The sequence below is a fragment of the Enterococcus sp. RTP21361st1_A6_RTP21361_211029 genome (assembly GCF_040910045.1).
Taxonomy (GTDB): domain Bacteria; phylum Bacillota; class Bacilli; order Lactobacillales; family Enterococcaceae; genus Enterococcus_D; species Enterococcus_D gallinarum.
The window spans coordinates 43,808-59,890 of sequence record NZ_JBDGBK010000007.1 but is presented as its reverse complement, the minus strand read 5'-3'; the positions used below and the strand labels follow the sequence as shown (position 1 = coordinate 59,890).

The following is a 16,083-nucleotide window of genomic DNA, read 5'->3' as shown; positions in this document are numbered from 1 at the left end:
CTGAGCCAGAATGAGGTTCATTCTGACCCAGATTTGATTTTGTACAACCCATCAGTCCTTATTGACAAAGAGCCAAAAAAGCAGAAGCGCTAGCGCTTCTGCTTTTTGCATTTATCAAGTCAATTAAGCTTTGATTTCAGTTACAACGCCTGAACCAACAGTACGTCCGCCTTCACGAATTGAGAAACGAGTTCCGTCTTCGATAGCGATTGGGTGGATCAATTCAACGTCGATTGTTACGTTATCGCCAGGCATAACCATTTCAGTTCCTTCTGGTAATTCAACAACACCAGTTACGTCAGTTGTACGGAAGTAGAACTGAGGACGGTAGTTAGTGAAGAATGGAGTGTGACGTCCACCTTCTTCTTTTGTCAAAACATAAACTTCAGCTTTGAATTTTGTATGAGGTGTGATTGTACCAGCTTTAGCCAATACTTGTCCACGTTGGATGTCTTCACGAGCAACCCCACGTAGCAATGCACCAATGTTATCCCCTGCTTCAGCATAGTCTAACAATTTACGGAACATTTCAACACCTGTTACAGTTGTTTTAGCAGTTTCGTCAGCAATACCAACGATTTCTACTTCATCACCAACGCGAACTTGTCCACGTTCAACACGGCCTGTAGCAACAGTACCACGTCCAGTGATTGAGAATACGTCTTCGACTGGCATCATGAATGGTTTGTCAGTATCACGTTCTGGAGTTGGAACGTATTCGTCAACTGCAGCCATCAATTCCATGATTTTTTCTTCGTATGAAGGATCTCCTTCAAGAGCTTTCAAAGCAGAACCGGCGATTACAGGAACATCGTCGCCTGGGAAGTCATATTCAGACAATAGGTCACGAACTTCCATTTCAACTAATTCTAGCAATTCTTCGTCATCAACCATATCCATTTTGTTCAAGAAAACAACGATGTATGGTACGCCAACGTTACGTGATAACAAGATGTGTTCACGAGTTTGAGGCATAGGACCGTCAGCAGCAGATACTACTAAGATCGCACCGTCCATTTGCGCAGCACCAGTGATCATGTTTTTAACATAGTCCGCGTGTCCTGGGCAGTCTACGTGAGCGTAGTGGCGAGCTTCAGTTTCATACTCAACGTGAGCAGTTGAGATAGTGATTCCGCGTTCGCGTTCTTCTGGAGCACCATCGATTTGGTCGTAAGCAGAAGCTTGTGCCAAACCTTTTTTAGATAATACAGTTGTGATAGCAGCTGTAAGTGTAGTTTTACCATGGTCAACGTGTCCGATCGTACCAATGTTTACGTGGGGTTTAGAACGGTCAAATTTTTCTTTTGCCATTTTAAAATGTTCCTCCTAAAAATACAGTTTATTTTTTATATTTGATAGGTAGAGGGCGCGAAGCCCCCCATCCCTTATCATCGATAATATTGTACACGAAACTTCATAAAAAATATAGCTTTTTACTGAATTTCGCATTTGTGCATCAATTATTCAGCTTTGCCGCCGTTTTTCTTGATGATTTCTTCTTGAACAGACTTAGGTACATCTTCATAGTGATCAAATGTCATCATGAAAGTACCGCGTCCTTGAGTAGATGAACGAAGTGTTGTTGCATATCCGAACATTTCAGCCAATGGAACAATCGCGTTAACGATTTGTGAGTTACCATGCGCTTCCATACCTTCAACACGTCCACGACGAGCAGTTACGTGTCCCATAACATCACCTAAGTAATCTTCAGGAACAGTGATAACAACTTTCATCATTGGTTCAAGAATCACTGGATTAGCTTTCTTCGCTGCAGCACGTAAAGCCATTGAAGCTGCCACACGGAAGGCTGTTTCACTTGAATCGACATCATGGTATGAACCATCGTAAAGCTTGGCTTTGATGTCAACCAATGGATAACCAGCTAGAACACCGTTAGCCATTGAGTCTTCAAGTCCTTTTTCAACTGCTGGGATGTATTCACGTGGAACCACACCACCGACAATTGCGTTTTCGAATTCGAAGCCTTTACCTTCTTCGTTTGGTGTAAATTCGATCCATACGTGACCGTATTGACCTTTACCACCAGACTGACGTACAAATTTACCTTCGGCTTGCGTAGAAGCACGGAATGTTTCGCGGTAAGAAACTTGAGGCGCACCAACGTTTGCTTCAACTTTAAATTCGCGACGCATACGGTCAACAAGGACGTCCAAGTGAAGTTCACCCATCCCTGCGATAACAGTTTCGCCAGTTTCAGCGTTTGTTTCTACACGGAATGAAGGATCTTCTTCAGCAAGTTTTTGTAAAGCCACACCCATTTTATCTTGGTCAGCTTTTGATTTAGGTTCAACAGCTACTTCGATAACTGGTTCTGGGAATTCGATTGATTCAAGGATAACTGGTGATTTTTCGTCACACAATGTATCCCCTGTTGTTGTATCTTTCAAACCAACAGCTGCAGCGATATCGCCTGAATAAACTGTTTGGATTTCTGCACGAGTGTTCGCGTGCATTTGCAGGATACGACCGATACGTTCGCGTTTGTCTTTTGAAGCATTCAAGACATATGATCCAGAGTTCAAGACACCTGAATACACACGGAAGAATGTCAAACGACCTACGAATGGGTCAGTCATTACTTTAAATGCTAGTGAAGCAAAAGGCGCTTCATCGTCAGCAGGACGATCAGTTTCTTCGTCAGTTTTAGGATTGATCCCTTTGATTGCAGGAACATCAAGTGGTGAAGGAAGGTAGTCGATGACTGCATCCAACATCAATTGAACCCCTTTGTTTTTGAAGGCTGAACCACAAAGAACTGGGAAAAATTCAACAGTCAATGTCGCTTGACGGATACCAGCTTTCAATTCTTCTTCAGTGATTTCTTCACCTTCCAAGAATTTCATCATTAGCTCTTCGTCAGTATCTGCAACAGCTTCAACTAATTTTTCGCGCCATTCTTCAGCTAATTCTTTGTACTCTTCAGGAATTTCAGTTTCTTGAATCTCTGTTCCTAAATCGTTTGTATAGATCTCAGCTTTCATTTTTACTAGATCGATGATACCAGTAAAGTCATCTTCCGCACCAATTGGTAATTGGATTGGATGAGCATTTGCTTGCAAGCGATCATGTAAAGTAGATACAGAGTATAAGAAGTCTGCACCGATTTTATCCATTTTGTTACAGAATACGATACGTGGTACGCGGTAATCTGTCGCTTGACGCCAAACTGTTTCAGTTTGTGGTTCTACACCAGATTGTGAGTCCAATACTGTTACAGCACCGTCAAGAACCCGTAGTGAACGTTGTACTTCAATTGTGAAGTCCACGTGTCCAGGAGTGTCGATGATATTTACGCGATTTTCTTTCCATTGCGCAGTTGTCGCAGCAGAAGTGATCGTGATCCCACGTTCTTGTTCTTGTTCCATCCAGTCCATTTGAGAAGCACCTTCATGTGTTTCCCCAATTTTATGGATTTTACCTGTGTAATAAAGGATACGTTCAGTTGTCGTTGTTTTACCAGCGTCAACGTGGGCCATGATCCCGATATTACGAGTTTTTTCTAGCGAAAATTCTCTTGCCATTCTAGGTTGTTCCCCTCTCATTCTTACTTAAACCTAAGCTAAGGTTGTCTCAGTACCTTCCAATAAAAAGCAGTGAGGATCTTACCAACGATAGTGAGCAAATGCGCGGTTGGCTTCCGCCATTTTGTGTGTGTCTTCGCGTTTCTTCACAGAAGCACCAGTGTTGTTTGCTGCATCCATGATTTCTTTCGCAAGACGTTCTTCCATTGTGTGTTCGCCACGCAAACGAGCGTAGTTTACCACCCAACGAAGACCTAGAGTTGTACGACGTTCTGGACGAACTTCAACTGGGACTTGGTAGTTAGAACCACCGACACGGCGAGCTTTAACTTCCAATACAGGCATAATGTTCTTCATTGCTTGTTCGAAAACTTCCAATGGATCATTTCCTGTAGATTCTTTGATAATGCCAAAAGCATTGTAGATAATATTTGCAGCAACACCGCGTTTACCATCAACCATTACACGGTTGATCAAACGAGTTACTAATTTTGAGTTATAAATAGGATCTGGTAAAACATCACGTTTTGCAACAGGACCTTTACGAGGCATCCGTAACTCCTCCTTCCGAAATATCAGTTCTGATTAAATAGTTTCATTTGTAGTTTGAATCAAAATTAAGCTTTAGGACGTTTTGTTCCATATTTAGAACGAGATTGTTTACGATCGTTAACACCGGCAGTATCCAATGCACCACGAACGATATGGTAACGTACCCCTGGTAAGTCTTTTACACGTCCACCGCGTAGCAATACCACACTGTGTTCTTGCAAGTTGTGACCGATACCTGGAATATAAGCTGTCACTTCAATCAAGTTTGACAAACGAACACGCGCATATTTACGTAGAGCTGAGTTCGGTTTTTTCGGTGTCATAGTTCCCACACGAGTAGCTACCCCACGCTTTTGAGGTGAGTTAACATTCGTTTGAGCTTTTTTGAAACTGTTGTATCCTTTGTTCAATGCTGGTGAATTTGATTTTTCAACCTTGGATTTACGAGGTTTACGTACTAATTGATTAATTGTAGGCATCCCTAGTTTTCCTCCTTCCTTGATTCGCTTTATAGTTCCACACATCCAGGTGGTTCTTTTTTTGCGATAAAAAATAATGCATTCTCTGCATTCTTATCAAATATGCTTTGATAAACAGTCAGCACGTCTCCAACGAGAGACCTGTAGATAAAGCACCTTTGATAGAATACCATGATAAAAAGACTCTGTCAACCATCTCTTCAATGATTTTTTATGAAAGGAGCAACTGCCAAAATTTTATAAAAAAAACTCTCCCTTGCGCCTCCTTTTTACTTCTTCTTACTATATAATAAAGATGAAAATAGTATTTTATTAGAGGTGGGTCAATAATGAATCTAAAAGAGATGGTCGGTATTGAAGCGGCCAGCTATGTCACTGACGGTATGGTCGTCGGTTTAGGAACTGGTTCAACTGCGTATTACATGATCGAAGAATTGGGGCGCAGAGTGAAAGAAGAAAACTTGTCGATCGTTGGTGTACCAACATCCTGGGCATCAAAAAAACAAGCAGAATCGTTAGGGATCCCGGTCAAAACGATCGATGAAGTGGCAAGTGTCGATTTAACGATCGATGGTGCAGATGAGATCAGCGGAGACTATCATGGAATCAAAGGTGGCGGTGCCGCACTGCTTTTTGAAAAAATCGTCGCAACCTACTCTAAAAAAGTTCTTTGGATTGTTGATAAATCAAAGATCGTTGAAAAATTAGGCGCATTCCCATTACCTGTAGAAGTGATTCCCTATGGCAGTCAGCAATTGATGCGATTGTTTACAGAAAAAAACTATCACCCTGTCCTTCGCCTAGCCGAAGATGGCACCCCGCTAAAAACTGATTGCGGTCATTACATCATTGATCTTCATCTACAAACCATCAATGAACCAGTTGCATTGGCTCATGAACTAGATCAAACCGTCGGTGTTGTAGAGCACGGGCTCTTCTTGGATATGGTCCATACGATCATCATTGGACAAGAAGATGGACCTGAGACCCGCAGCGTTCGCTGATGCCTCTAGCAACAAAAGGAGCAAGTGCTCCTTTTGTTCGAGGTTCTACGTATTTTTCTTCATTTTTCTAGAGTTAAATTCATTTTTGTGCAAGTTTTCTCTATCATTTATGCCTCATTTATGCTACATTCAAATAAAAAAGAATAGGAAGGAGCGGCTATGAAAGTCATCGGTTATGCTCGCACAACAATTATTGATAAAGAATCAAGTGAACAATTAAACAAACTAAAAGAATTTGGTTGTACAGAATTGTTCCACGAAACCTATGCCTACGAAGAAAACTGTGATAACCACTCATTAGAATCTGTGATTGCTCGTATGCAGTCTGGGGAAACGCTGGTTGTTTCTGAACTTCATCGTTTAGGTAAAACAACCCGGCAATTAACTGAATTGACAGATCTTCTAAGAAAAAGAAACCTTCACCTAGTTTCTCTAGCAGAAAACATCGATACGAGAGAACCCATGGGGGCGATTTATTTCAATTTAATGGAAGGTTTGGCAGCGATGGAACAAGCCTTAATCAAAGAACGGACATTAGTCGGATTGAACAATGCCCGAAAGAACGGCAAAATTGGCGGACGTCCAAAAATCGATCCAAAAACCATCAAAAAAATTCGCCAGCTTTATTACGATAAAAAAGAGACGATTCAATTCATCTCCACAAAATGCGGTGTTTCTGTCGGAACCTGCTATAAATACATAAAACTTTCAGAAGAAGAATTGGATAAAGTATACAGTCATTAATCACTTGTCTGAATCCGGTGCTTCATCTTTTTTTCTGTGCGCCGATCCTGTCAGACAAAATGATTCAGAAATAAAAAAGAACGTCTTGAAGAAAGACGTTTTTTTCTGTTTCTTTTTTTAAGAAACAAGGTTTTACGCTAAATACGTAGAAATTCTTTGCGAAAAAGTGTACAATAAACAGGGAATTGAAAATTTCAGAAAAATATCTAATATCTAAAAGGAGAGTTTTACATGCCAAAATTAGTATTTTCTCGTCACGGACTAAGCGAATGGAATAAATTGAACCAATTTACTGGTTGGGCCGATGTAGATTTAGCGCCAGAAGGTGTCGAAGAAGCAATCGAGGGCGGACGTAAAATCAAAGAAGCCGGCATCGAATTCGATGTTGCCTACACATCTGTATTAACTCGTGCCATCAAAACTTGTAACTACATTTTAGAATATTCTGATCAACTATGGGTGCCAACAATCAAATCTTGGCGTTTGAACGAACGTCACTACGGTAAACTACAAGGATTGAACAAAAAAGAAACTGCTGAAAAATACGGAGACGAACAAGTTCACATCTGGCGTCGTTCCTACGATGTATTGCCTCCATTGATGGATGCATCTGATGAAGGTTCTGCAGCAAACGATCGTCGTTATGCAATGCTTGATCCTCGCGACGTACCTGGCGGCGAAAACTTGAAAGTAACGCTAGAACGTGCATTACCTTTCTGGCAAGATGAAATCGCACCTGCATTGAAAGACAACAAAACTGTTTTAGTTGCCGCTCACGGAAACTCTCTACGTGCGTTAGCAAAACACATCGAAGGTATCTCTGATGAAGACATCATGGATCTTGAAATTCCAACAGGTCAACCACTTGTTTATGAATTGAACGATGATCTAACAGTTGCGAAAAAATATTACTTATAATCATTAACAGCCAAGGCTGTGCTGCAAGTCAGAGCAAGAGTATTCTTCCTGACTGACGGCACAGTCTTTTTTTGATTGGTTTCCTGAGAAATATTCGTTATAATTGAAACCGCATACGAAAGGAGCTTGGAATGATGACCACACTCTGTAAAAATGATACGCTACTATTTCTTGGAGATAGCATCACCGACTGCGGCCGTGATCGACTCGATGCTACGGATCTGGGAAAAGGATTTCCCGCCTTTGTGGCAGCCCATCTAGCTGCAGAATACCCAGATGCAAACTTGTCATTTGTTAACCGCGGCATTAGCGGGAATAAAATTCGCGATATCTTAAATCGCATCGAGGAAGACTGCATTGATTTAAAGCCAGATCTACTGATTTTCTTGATCGGTATCAATGATACCTGGCGCAATATTGGCACCTCCTCTTTCGGCACACCCGAAGCAACTGCGACATTTGCTAGTGATTATCGGCAATTTTTGCAGCAAGTGACCGAAAGTGGGATCAAGAAAATCCTGCTTTTAGAGCCATTTGTTCTTCCTTATCCAGCAGATCGCAAACAATGGCGGAAGGATTTGGATCCCAAGATCCATTCCATTCGTGAACTAGCTGCTGAATTTGGTTGTGACTACCTTCCTTTAGACGGCTTATTCGCTGAACGTACTGTCAAAAAACATTCATCTTATTATACTGGGGAAGATGGTGTCCATCCAACAATCGCCGGACATGGTGTGATCGCACAAGAGATCTTGCGCCGTATCCATTATTCAAGATAATTCTTTGATAGAAGTACGCAGACAAATAATCGGTAGGATACCAATTACCCTACCGATTATTTGTCTATTCTGTCAGGGTTTCTTCATTTAGAGATACTCTGAAGGGGTCAAAGCCTCTTGATAAATGGCAATGACATCAGATTCTGTCAACGGTACGTAGGCATTTGTCGCAATTGAACTAAATGCTACTGCTTGCTTGGCCATTTCTTCAAAATGACGATCATCTTCGATTCCCACTTCTGGTAAAGTCATTGGGATCCCACAAGCAAGGAAGAAATCGTATAACTTTTGAATCCCCATCCGGGCTGCCATTTCTGGGACCGCTTCTTCTACTTGGAATACTTCACGGGCAAAGCGAGCCAACTTAGGTGCTGTTGTCTCATTTAACACATGAAGCATCCAGCGGGGCGTCAAGATGGCTAAGCCGATCCCATGAGTAATATCATAAAAAGCACTCAACTCATGTTCCATTGGATGGCACGACCACGCACCGGCTTTCCCACTACCTGTCAACCCATTTAACGCCAATGTACTTGCCCACATCAAGTTTGCCCGAGCATCATAGTCATCTGGGGTATCCAAAGCAATCGGCAAGTTTGTGATTACCGCTTTCAACAGCCCTTCTGCGATGCCGTCTTGTACATCCGTATTCTCTGTTGTACTAAAGTAGTTTTCGATCAGATGACTCATAATATCTGCAGAACCAGCCGCTGTTTGATAGCGATTGACGCTAAAGGTCCATGTGGGATCTAAGAAAGAAACCTTCGGCAAGAAATTAGGACCGTGGACCCCTAATTTTTGTTTCGCTGTAAGGTTCGTGATAACTGCTCCCCGATTCATTTCACTACCAGTTGCAGCTAATGTCAAAGCCGTAACTAATGGCAATGCTGGCCCTTGGTAGCTGCGTTTAGTCACTAAAGTCCAAGGATCTTCCTCACTGCAAGCAGCACCTGCGATCACTTTGCTGCAATCAATCACGGAGCCGCCTCCGACTGCAAGAATCACATCAATTTTTTCAGTGCGGCAGAGTTCTGCCCCTTTTGCTACTGTTTCAATCCGAGGGTTTGGTTCAACTCCTGCTAATTCTGTTACTTGATTGTCATTGTTTTGCAATTGCGCCATGACTTGATCATAAAGTCCGCTTTTTTTGATACTGCCGCCGCCATAGACCAATAGGACATTTTTTCCGAAAGTATTCAATACTTCCGGCAACTCATTTAACCGATCTTTCCCAAAACGTATATCCGTTGTCACCTGAAAAGTAAAATTATTCATGCTCCAACCTCCTTTTCTTTAATTAAACCATTTTCGTCCAAAAGTGCAACTATTCCAACTAGCTAAAAATATTCAATCAATCATTTAACAAAAAATCACTTTCTGACTGGCTCCCATTGTCTAAGGAGTCAATCAGAAAGCGATACAGGAATAGAAAATTTTTTGTAGGCTGTAGGATAAGAAAAAGGATTAGGAGATAGCCGTTTCTAAGCCAACTTTGATCATATCATTGAATGTTGTTTGTCTCTCTTCCGCTGTTGTTTCTTCTCCAGTGATGATATGATCACTGACTGTGCAGATCGCTAAGGTCTGTACGTGGAATTTTGCTCCTAAATAGTAAAGCGCAGCGGCCTCCATCTCAACACCTAATACACCAAGATCAGCCAATTCCACTGTTTCTGCCATATCATCTTTATAGAAAGTATCTTCCGATAAAATGTTCCCAACGTGGGAGGTAAAACCGGATGCAATCGCTGTATCATACGCTTTACGCAACAAGTCGAAATCTGCGATTGGCGGAAAATGAAAACTTTGAAAATTCTTTGCTACCATGGAAGAACTTGTCGCTGCAGCTTGGGCGATCACTAAGTCCCGAACATGAACATCTTTAGAAATCGCGCCACAAGTGCCGACACGAATCAATTTTTTTACGCCATAAGAATTGATCAATTCATGGGCATAAATGGTCGCAGAAGGCATCCCCATACCAGTTCCTTGTACTGATACTCGCTCACCTTTGTAGACACCGGTATAACCGAGCATCCCTCGGACATTGTTATAACAGATCGGGTCTTCTAAAAATGTTTCTGCAATGTATTTTGCGCGTAGAGGATCGCCAGGTAATAAAATTTTATCAGCAATCTCGCCTGCTTTTGCTTCAATATGAACGCTCATCTTTTCGCTCCTTTTCTACTTCTCTTTTATGCTCTTTTTTAGGGTTTGCTTGTTTTACAGATTCGCTAAAGTTTCTTTGATCAGCGCTTTAAATTCGGCTTTGACCCGTTCTGTTGTCTCTACGACTTCTTCATGGTTCAGGCTTGCTTGCATACCAGCAGCTAGATTGGTGATACATGAAACGCCCAACACTTTCAAGCCACTATGAACAGCTACGATTACCTCAGGAACCGTCGACATACCCACAGCATCTGCACCGATCGTACGAGCAAATCGAATTTCAGCAGGTGTTTCATAAGTCGGCCCAGAAAAGCCCATGTAAACTCCTTCTTTTAAGTGGAGACCTTTTGTTTCTGCAATTTGTTTTGCTGTTTCCCGGTAGCTTGGATGATAAGCCTGGCTCATATCAGGGAATCGTGGTCCCATTTCTTCTTCGTTAGCCCCAATCAATGGATTGTCCCCCATGAAATTGATTTGATCCGTGATCAACATCAAATCACCAGGTTGGAAACTTTCATTCACTCCGCCGCATGCGTTCGTCACAACAAGTGAATGTGCTTCAAGAGCTGCCATTACTCGAACAGGGTAAGTAACTGTCTGCATGGAATGTCCTTCATAGTAATGGAAACGACCTTGCATCGCCAATACTTTTTTTCCAGATAATGTACCATAAACTAATTGTCCGGCATGCCCGACGACTGTTGAAACTGGAAAATGAGGGATATCGTTATAAGGCAGCACAATTGGATTTTCAATCTCATCTGCTAATTCACCTAATCCTGAACCTAAGATCAAACCAAAATCAATAGATCCTACCCCTTTTTCCTTGATGAATGTCGTTGTTTCCTGCAATTTCTCATGTAATGTTGTCATTTCTCCACCTCTAATTTAAATGATTTAAGAAGCTTTCCCCATTTTCTGTTGCCGGTACTGCAAAGTTTTCTGCAATTGTTGCTGAAATATCGGCATAATGGCCTTGGGGTAGTTGGCCTTGTCCTTTAAATTGTTTGCTGTAAACCAATAATGGTACATATTCTCTTGTATGATCAGTCCCAGTAAAGGTTGGATCATTTCCGTGATCGGCTGTGATCATTAATAAATCATCGTCAGCCATGGCATCCAGAATCTCTGGGATTCTTAAATCGAAATCTTCAATGGCATGAGCATAACCGACAACATCCCGGCGATGGCCGTAAAGCGCATCGAAATCAACTAAATTAGTAAAACTTAGGCCGGTAAAGTCTTGCTTCATCACATTCAATAGCTGATCCACACCATCCATATTGCTCTTTGTTCTTACTGAATCAGTGATTCCTTGACCATTGAAGATGTCATTGATCTTTCCGACAGCGATGACGTCTTTGCCAGCATCTTTCAACGAATCCAACACTGTGTGTCCAAAAGGATCCAGTGCATAGTCATGCCGGTTGCTTGTCCGGGTGAAGTTTCCTGGTTCACCAACATAAGGGCGAGCAATGATGCGGCCGATCATATATGGTTCATCTTTGGTAATATCACGCACATATTGGCAAATGCGGTACAATTCTTCCAACGGAATGATTTCTTCATGAGCTGCAATTTGCAAGACTGGATCGGCAGACGTATAAACGATCAAATCGCCTGTTTTCATTTGGTGTTCACCGTAATCATCAATGACTGCTGTACCGGAATAAGGTTTGTTGCAGACGATTTTACGTCCAGAAAATTCTTCGATTTGTTGCAGCAATTCTTGAGGAAATCCGTCAGGAAACACACGAAACGGTTTTTGAATATTCAAACCCATGATTTCCCAGTGTCCAGTCATGGTATCTTTTCCGACAGAGATTTCTTCTAGTTTCGTTGCATAGCCGTCATGGTCTGCTACATTTTTGACACCATCCAGCGGTCGGATCGTACCAAGACCTAACTGTTCCAAATGAGGAATCGTCAATCCAGCTTCTTTGGCGATATGTCCTAATGTATCAGAACCAACGTCACCAAATTTTTCTGCATCGGGCGCTTCACCGATACCTACAGAATCCATTACGATCAAATGTACACGTTTAAACATTCTTTTCCCTACTTTCTTTTATTGTTATTCTTTTCTTATCATACTAGAAATAAGAAAGATTTGCCTTTAAGGATGTTTGAGATATTGGGTTTCTTGCTGCTACACAAAAAAAAGGGCAGGGCACAGCAACACAAACATGTCCCATAGCCCCACCCTTTCATACAGAAAAAATTATTTAGATTTGATGTAGTTCTTACCGTTAGCTTTAGGTCCTGCCGCTTTCCCAAGGAACAGCACTAGAACAATAATTGTTAACGCATATGGTGCTGCTTGTAGATAAACCGCTGGAATGGAGGAAATGATTGGCAATTGTCCGCCAACGATACTGATGTTTTGCGCAAAGCCGAAGAAAATTGCAGCGCCCATCGCACCTAACGGATTCCATTTACCAAAGATCATTGCTGCCATTGAGATAAACCCTTGACCGGCAATCGTTGTTACAGCAAAACGTCCAGCGATTGATTGGGCAAATAACGCGCCACCCATTCCGCCTAGGAAACCGGAGATCAACACGCCAGAATAGCGCATCACATAGACATTGATTCCTAAGGTATCTGCTGCCTGAGGGTGTTCACCCACGGAACGTAGCCGTAAGCCAAATCGTGTTTTAAAGATGACAAACCAAGCAATCACAGAAATCAAGATCGCAAAGTAAGCAGGTAAAAACGTTTGGTTAAAGAAGACTGGACCAATCACAGGAATATCACGCAACACAGGAAAATTGAAATACCCTAATGTTTGTTGAATATTGTCTGTTTGCCCTTTGTTGTAGATGGCTTTAACTAAGAAGACAGCCAGCGCTGGCGCCATCAAATTCATTACGGTACCACTGATAATGTGATCTGCTCTAAAGTTGATGGTGGCTACAGCATGCAGCAGTGAGAAGGCCATTCCTACTAACCCGCCGACTAGCATTCCTAACCAAGGTGTCCATGCACCAAATTGTGACGCAAATTCAATATTGAAAACGATCGAACTGAAGGCACCCATCACCATGATTCCTTCAAGACCTACGTTAACGATCCCGCTTCGCTCTGAGAAAACGCCGCCCAGTGCAGTCAGGATCAATGGTGCAGCATAAATCAACGTTTGTGTGACGATCGAAGAAATTAAACTGATATTCATTAGATGGTTCCTCCTTCCTGATCTTGATTATTTGGCTTTGCTTCAATTTCTTGGACAACAGCGACTTCCTTTTTGCCATCAAAGATTTTAGCTAATACAAAACGAATCACGTAGCTGATCGCAACGAAGAAGATGATGATCGCAATGTCGACATCAACAAGTTCTGAAGGAATCCCTGCAAACTGCATTCCTTGTCCGCCCAGTTTAAGAACACTGAACAGCAATGCAGAAAGTAAAATCCCAATCGAAGACCCGCTGCCTAATAATGAGACTGCCATCCCATCAAAACCAATACTCAATGACGAACCTTGAACGAAGAAGTTTTCAAAAGTTCCCAAACCTTGAACGACGCCACCTAATCCAGCTAATGTTCCAGAGATGATCATTGAAATAATGATTGTCCGTTTGCTGCTCATCCCAGCATACTCAGATGCGGTTGGATTCAAACCAACTGCTCGAATCTCATAACCTAACGTTGTTTTCTTCATCATGAACCAAATCAACACGAGGAAGATCAGTGCCATGAAAATACCAATGTTTAACCGGGAATTGTTGGTCAAATTTGCTAAGAAAGGTGTTTGTAAAGAGGCATTGTCGCCTACCATTTTGGTCACACCTTTTGTTGTGATCATGGATTCATTCATGACGTTATTGACGATATGATTTCCTGTATACAATAAAATATAATTCATCATAATAGTTACGATAACTTCACTCGTACCAAAGAAGGCACGTAAGATACCTGGAATAGCTGCAGCAATTGCACCACAGGCTGCCCCTACAAGAATAGCGGTAGGCAACACGATGATTCGAGGAGCATCTGGCATAGACAATGCGACCCAGATACTTGCTACCCATCCTGCTAATGCTTGTCCAGAAAGACCGATATTAAAGAATCCTGCAGAATTCGCTACTGCGAATCCCAAAGCTGTAAAAATCAGTGGACCAGCTGTAACGAAAATCTCACCAATATTTCTAGCATTCAATCCGCCGTTTTGACCATTGATAAATACGGTACGGAACATTTGAAGATACCCATCGATTGGGCTGTAGCCAAATGCCGCCATGATGATTCCACCAAGGATAAAACCAAGCAGAACAGCAATGATCGGCACAAGCAGGTTCCGAATTTTTTCTTTGCGGTTATTCAACAGAACCACCTACTTCCTCCATTTGTAGCTCGCGTCGGGCTTCTTCTAATGAATAACCCGCCATTAGTAATCCGAGTTCTTTTTCTGATGTCTCTTTCGGATCAACGACGCCAACAATCTCACCAGCATGGATAACGGCGATTCGGTCTGATACGTTCAAAATCTCATCTAATTCGAAGCTGACTAACAAGACAGCTTTGAATTTGTCCCGCTGTTCGATCAAACGTTTATGGATAAACTCAATTGCGCCTACGTCTAAGCCCCGTGTTGGGTTCGCTACGATCAAAAGATCCGGATCACGGCTGATTTCCCGTGCAATAATCGCCTTTTGCTGATTCCCGCCAGAGAGGGCACGAGCAGGAACAATCTCATTGACTGTACGGACATCAAACTCTTGGATCAATCCACGGGCAAATTCATTCATTTCCCCGTAGTCCAGCACGCCATAATTGCTCAGCGGTTTTTGATAATACGTTTGTAAAGCAATGTTTTCTGAAAGCATCATGTCTAGAACCAATCCATATTTATGACGGTCTTCCGGCACATGCCCGACACCTGCCTCCGTTACTTTACGAGGTTTGAAATTTGTAATGTCGTCACCATTCAATAAGACTTTGCCGCTTTCGGATTTTCTTAATCCTGTGATTGCCTGTAGCAATTCCGACTGTCCGTTGCCATCGATTCCGGCAATCCCCAGAACTTCCCCAGCCCGCACTTCCAAACTTAAGCCTTTAACAGCCTCTAGGCCGCGATTTTCTTTTACAACTAAGTTTTCGATAGACAGGACGACTTCTTTTGGTTCTGCAGGTTTTTTCGGTGTTTTGAAGGAAACAGAACGACCAACCATCATATCTGCCAATTGCTGTGACGTTACGTCTTTGACATTGACTGTACCTATTCCTTTGCCTCGGCGAATCACTGTACAACGGTCCGCTACTGCTTTGATTTCATCCAACTTATGAGTAATCAAAATGATGGATTTTCCTTCCCGAACAAGTCCTCTCATAATGACAATCAATTCTTCGATTTCTTGTGGTGTCAGTACTGCAGTTGGTTCATCAAAAATCAGTACATCTGCACCCCGGTATAATGTTTTTAGAATCTCCACACGCTGTTCCATCCCGACTGAGATGTCTCGCACATAAGCATCTGGGTCAACCGATAAGCCATATTGCTCAGAAACCCGTTTGATTTCTTTGCGGGCTTTTTTACGGTCCAACACACCCAATTTATTTGGTTCGCTTCCTAAAATGATATTTTCCGTGACAGTAAACGCGTCAACCAGCATAAAATGCTGATGGACCATACCAATGCCAAGTTTATTAGCTGCTGTAGGGCTAGTAATATTCACTTTCTCCCCATTCATCAAGATATCGCCTGATGTCGGTTCTAACAAACCTGACAGCATATTCATCAAGGTCGACTTGCCAGCTCCGTTTTCCCCAAGCAATGCGTGGATTTCTCCCGGCCTTACTTGTAAGTTGACATCGTCATTGGCTTTGAAGGTTCCAAACTCTTTGGTGATATGGCGCATTTCTACAACATATTTTTCTTCAGCCAAGTTTCT

The 16,083-nt window shown here is 42.2% G+C and carries 15 protein-coding genes; 4 read left to right on the top strand and 11 right to left on the bottom strand.

All coding sequences use genetic code 11. The features are described from left to right. Nucleotides 1-123: 123 nt before the first annotated feature. The 4 genes from tuf to rpsL all read right to left on the bottom strand — a co-directional run bounded on the left by tuf (nucleotide 124) and on the right by rpsL (nucleotide 4,576). A complete protein-coding gene (gene tuf, locus AB5Z52_RS02390; RefSeq protein WP_003127959.1) occupies nucleotides 124-1,311 on the bottom strand; it encodes an elongation factor Tu in 1,188 nt (395 codons plus the stop codon). 149 nt (nucleotides 1,312-1,460) lie between these two features. Next, a complete protein-coding gene (gene fusA / locus AB5Z52_RS02385; RefSeq protein ID WP_003127958.1) occupies nucleotides 1,461-3,545 on the bottom strand; it encodes an elongation factor G in 2,085 nt (694 codons plus the stop codon). An 81-nt stretch (nucleotides 3,546-3,626) separates the two neighbouring features. Further along, nucleotides 3,627-4,097, bottom strand: coding sequence for a 30S ribosomal protein S7 (rpsG, locus tag AB5Z52_RS02380; RefSeq protein ID WP_003127957.1), 471 nt, complete (start codon nucleotides 4,095-4,097; stop codon nucleotides 3,627-3,629). Nucleotides 4,098-4,162: 65 nt separating this feature from the next. Then, nucleotides 4,163-4,576, bottom strand: a complete 414-nt coding sequence (gene rpsL / locus AB5Z52_RS02375) for a 30S ribosomal protein S12 (RefSeq protein WP_003127956.1) — start codon at nucleotides 4,574-4,576, stop codon at nucleotides 4,163-4,165. 329 nt (nucleotides 4,577-4,905) lie between these two features. Between rpsL and rpiA the strand changes: the two genes are divergently transcribed. The 4 genes from rpiA (at nucleotide 4,906) to AB5Z52_RS02355 (ending at nucleotide 8,021) form a co-directional block, all read left to right on the top strand. Continuing rightward, on the top strand, nucleotides 4,906-5,580 hold the full coding sequence (gene rpiA, locus AB5Z52_RS02370) for a ribose-5-phosphate isomerase RpiA (RefSeq protein WP_003127952.1): 675 nt from the start codon (nucleotides 4,906-4,908) through the stop codon (nucleotides 5,578-5,580). A 159-nt stretch (nucleotides 5,581-5,739) separates the two neighbouring features. Next, entirely contained in the window at nucleotides 5,740-6,324 is a 585-nt protein-coding gene (locus AB5Z52_RS02365; RefSeq protein ID WP_003127951.1) for a recombinase family protein, read from the top strand. A 231-nt stretch (nucleotides 6,325-6,555) separates the two neighbouring features. Then, complete coding sequence (gene gpmA, locus AB5Z52_RS02360; protein ID WP_003127950.1) at nucleotides 6,556-7,242, top strand: 2,3-diphosphoglycerate-dependent phosphoglycerate mutase; 687 nt, start codon at nucleotides 6,556-6,558, stop codon at nucleotides 7,240-7,242. 131 nt (nucleotides 7,243-7,373) lie between these two features. Continuing rightward, the gene (locus AB5Z52_RS02355) at nucleotides 7,374-8,021 is read left to right on the top strand and encodes an SGNH/GDSL hydrolase family protein (RefSeq protein ID WP_227173404.1); all 648 of its coding nucleotides are present in this window, start codon (nucleotides 7,374-7,376) and stop codon (nucleotides 8,019-8,021) included. A gap of 87 nt (nucleotides 8,022-8,108) precedes the next feature. Here the strand turns inward: AB5Z52_RS02355 and AB5Z52_RS02350 are convergent, their stop codons facing one another. The 7 genes from AB5Z52_RS02350 to AB5Z52_RS02320 form a co-directional block, all read right to left on the bottom strand. Further along, a complete protein-coding gene (locus tag AB5Z52_RS02350) occupies nucleotides 8,109-9,296 on the bottom strand; it encodes an iron-containing alcohol dehydrogenase (protein WP_137264692.1) in 1,188 nt (395 codons plus the stop codon). A 189-nt stretch (nucleotides 9,297-9,485) separates the two neighbouring features. After that, nucleotides 9,486-10,190 carry a purine-nucleoside phosphorylase gene (gene deoD / locus AB5Z52_RS02345; protein ID WP_368243504.1) on the bottom strand — a complete coding sequence of 235 codons (705 nt, stop codon included), beginning with the start codon at nucleotides 10,188-10,190 and terminating at the stop codon, nucleotides 9,486-9,488. A gap of 54 nt (nucleotides 10,191-10,244) precedes the next feature. Continuing rightward, a complete protein-coding gene (locus tag AB5Z52_RS02340; protein WP_005470023.1) occupies nucleotides 10,245-11,063 on the bottom strand; it encodes a purine-nucleoside phosphorylase in 819 nt (272 codons plus the stop codon). A 10-nt stretch (nucleotides 11,064-11,073) separates the two neighbouring features. Beyond that, the gene (gene deoB, locus AB5Z52_RS02335; RefSeq protein ID WP_005470022.1) at nucleotides 11,074-12,240 is read right to left on the bottom strand and encodes a phosphopentomutase; all 1,167 of its coding nucleotides are present in this window, start codon (nucleotides 12,238-12,240) and stop codon (nucleotides 11,074-11,076) included. Between the two features lie 171 nt (nucleotides 12,241-12,411). Further along, complete coding sequence (locus AB5Z52_RS02330) at nucleotides 12,412-13,365, bottom strand: ABC transporter permease (RefSeq protein ID WP_003127943.1); 954 nt, start codon at nucleotides 13,363-13,365, stop codon at nucleotides 12,412-12,414. After that, a complete protein-coding gene (locus AB5Z52_RS02325; protein WP_021150638.1) occupies nucleotides 13,365-14,516 on the bottom strand; it encodes an ABC transporter permease in 1,152 nt (383 codons plus the stop codon). Before AB5Z52_RS02325 ends, AB5Z52_RS02330 begins: the two co-directional genes overlap by 1 nt. Then, on the bottom strand, nucleotides 14,509-16,077 hold the full coding sequence (locus tag AB5Z52_RS02320) for an ABC transporter ATP-binding protein (protein WP_003127941.1): 1,569 nt from the start codon (nucleotides 16,075-16,077) through the stop codon (nucleotides 14,509-14,511). The genes AB5Z52_RS02325 and AB5Z52_RS02320 overlap by 8 nt, the downstream gene beginning before the upstream one ends. Between the last annotated feature and the right edge of the window lie 6 nt (nucleotides 16,078-16,083).

Coding starts and splice junctions, on each gene's coding strand:
- tuf (WP_003127959.1), bottom strand. CDS start 1,311: ATGGCAAAAGAAAAATTTGACCGTTCTAAACCCCACGTAAACATTGGT.
- fusA (WP_003127958.1), bottom strand. CDS start 3,545: ATGGCAAGAGAATTTTCGCTAGAAAAAACTCGTAATATCGGGATCATG.
- rpsG (WP_003127957.1), bottom strand. CDS start 4,097: ATGCCTCGTAAAGGTCCTGTTGCAAAACGTGATGTTTTACCAGATCCT.
- rpsL (WP_003127956.1), bottom strand. CDS start 4,576: ATGCCTACAATTAATCAATTAGTACGTAAACCTCGTAAATCCAAGGTT.
- rpiA (WP_003127952.1), top strand. CDS start 4,906: ATGAATCTAAAAGAGATGGTCGGTATTGAAGCGGCCAGCTATGTCACT.
- AB5Z52_RS02365 (WP_003127951.1), top strand. CDS start 5,740: ATGAAAGTCATCGGTTATGCTCGCACAACAATTATTGATAAAGAATCA.
- gpmA (WP_003127950.1), top strand. CDS start 6,556: ATGCCAAAATTAGTATTTTCTCGTCACGGACTAAGCGAATGGAATAAA.
- AB5Z52_RS02355 (WP_227173404.1), top strand. CDS start 7,374: ATGATGACCACACTCTGTAAAAATGATACGCTACTATTTCTTGGAGAT.
- AB5Z52_RS02350 (WP_137264692.1), bottom strand. CDS start 9,296: ATGAATAATTTTACTTTTCAGGTGACAACGGATATACGTTTTGGGAAA.
- deoD (WP_368243504.1), bottom strand. CDS start 10,190: ATGAGCGTTCATATTGAAGCAAAAGCAGGCGAGATTGCTGATAAAATT.
- AB5Z52_RS02340 (WP_005470023.1), bottom strand. CDS start 11,063: ATGACAACATTACATGAGAAATTGCAGGAAACAACGACATTCATCAAG.
- deoB (WP_005470022.1), bottom strand. CDS start 12,240: ATGTTTAAACGTGTACATTTGATCGTAATGGATTCTGTAGGTATCGGT.
- AB5Z52_RS02330 (WP_003127943.1), bottom strand. CDS start 13,365: ATGAATATCAGTTTAATTTCTTCGATCGTCACACAAACGTTGATTTAT.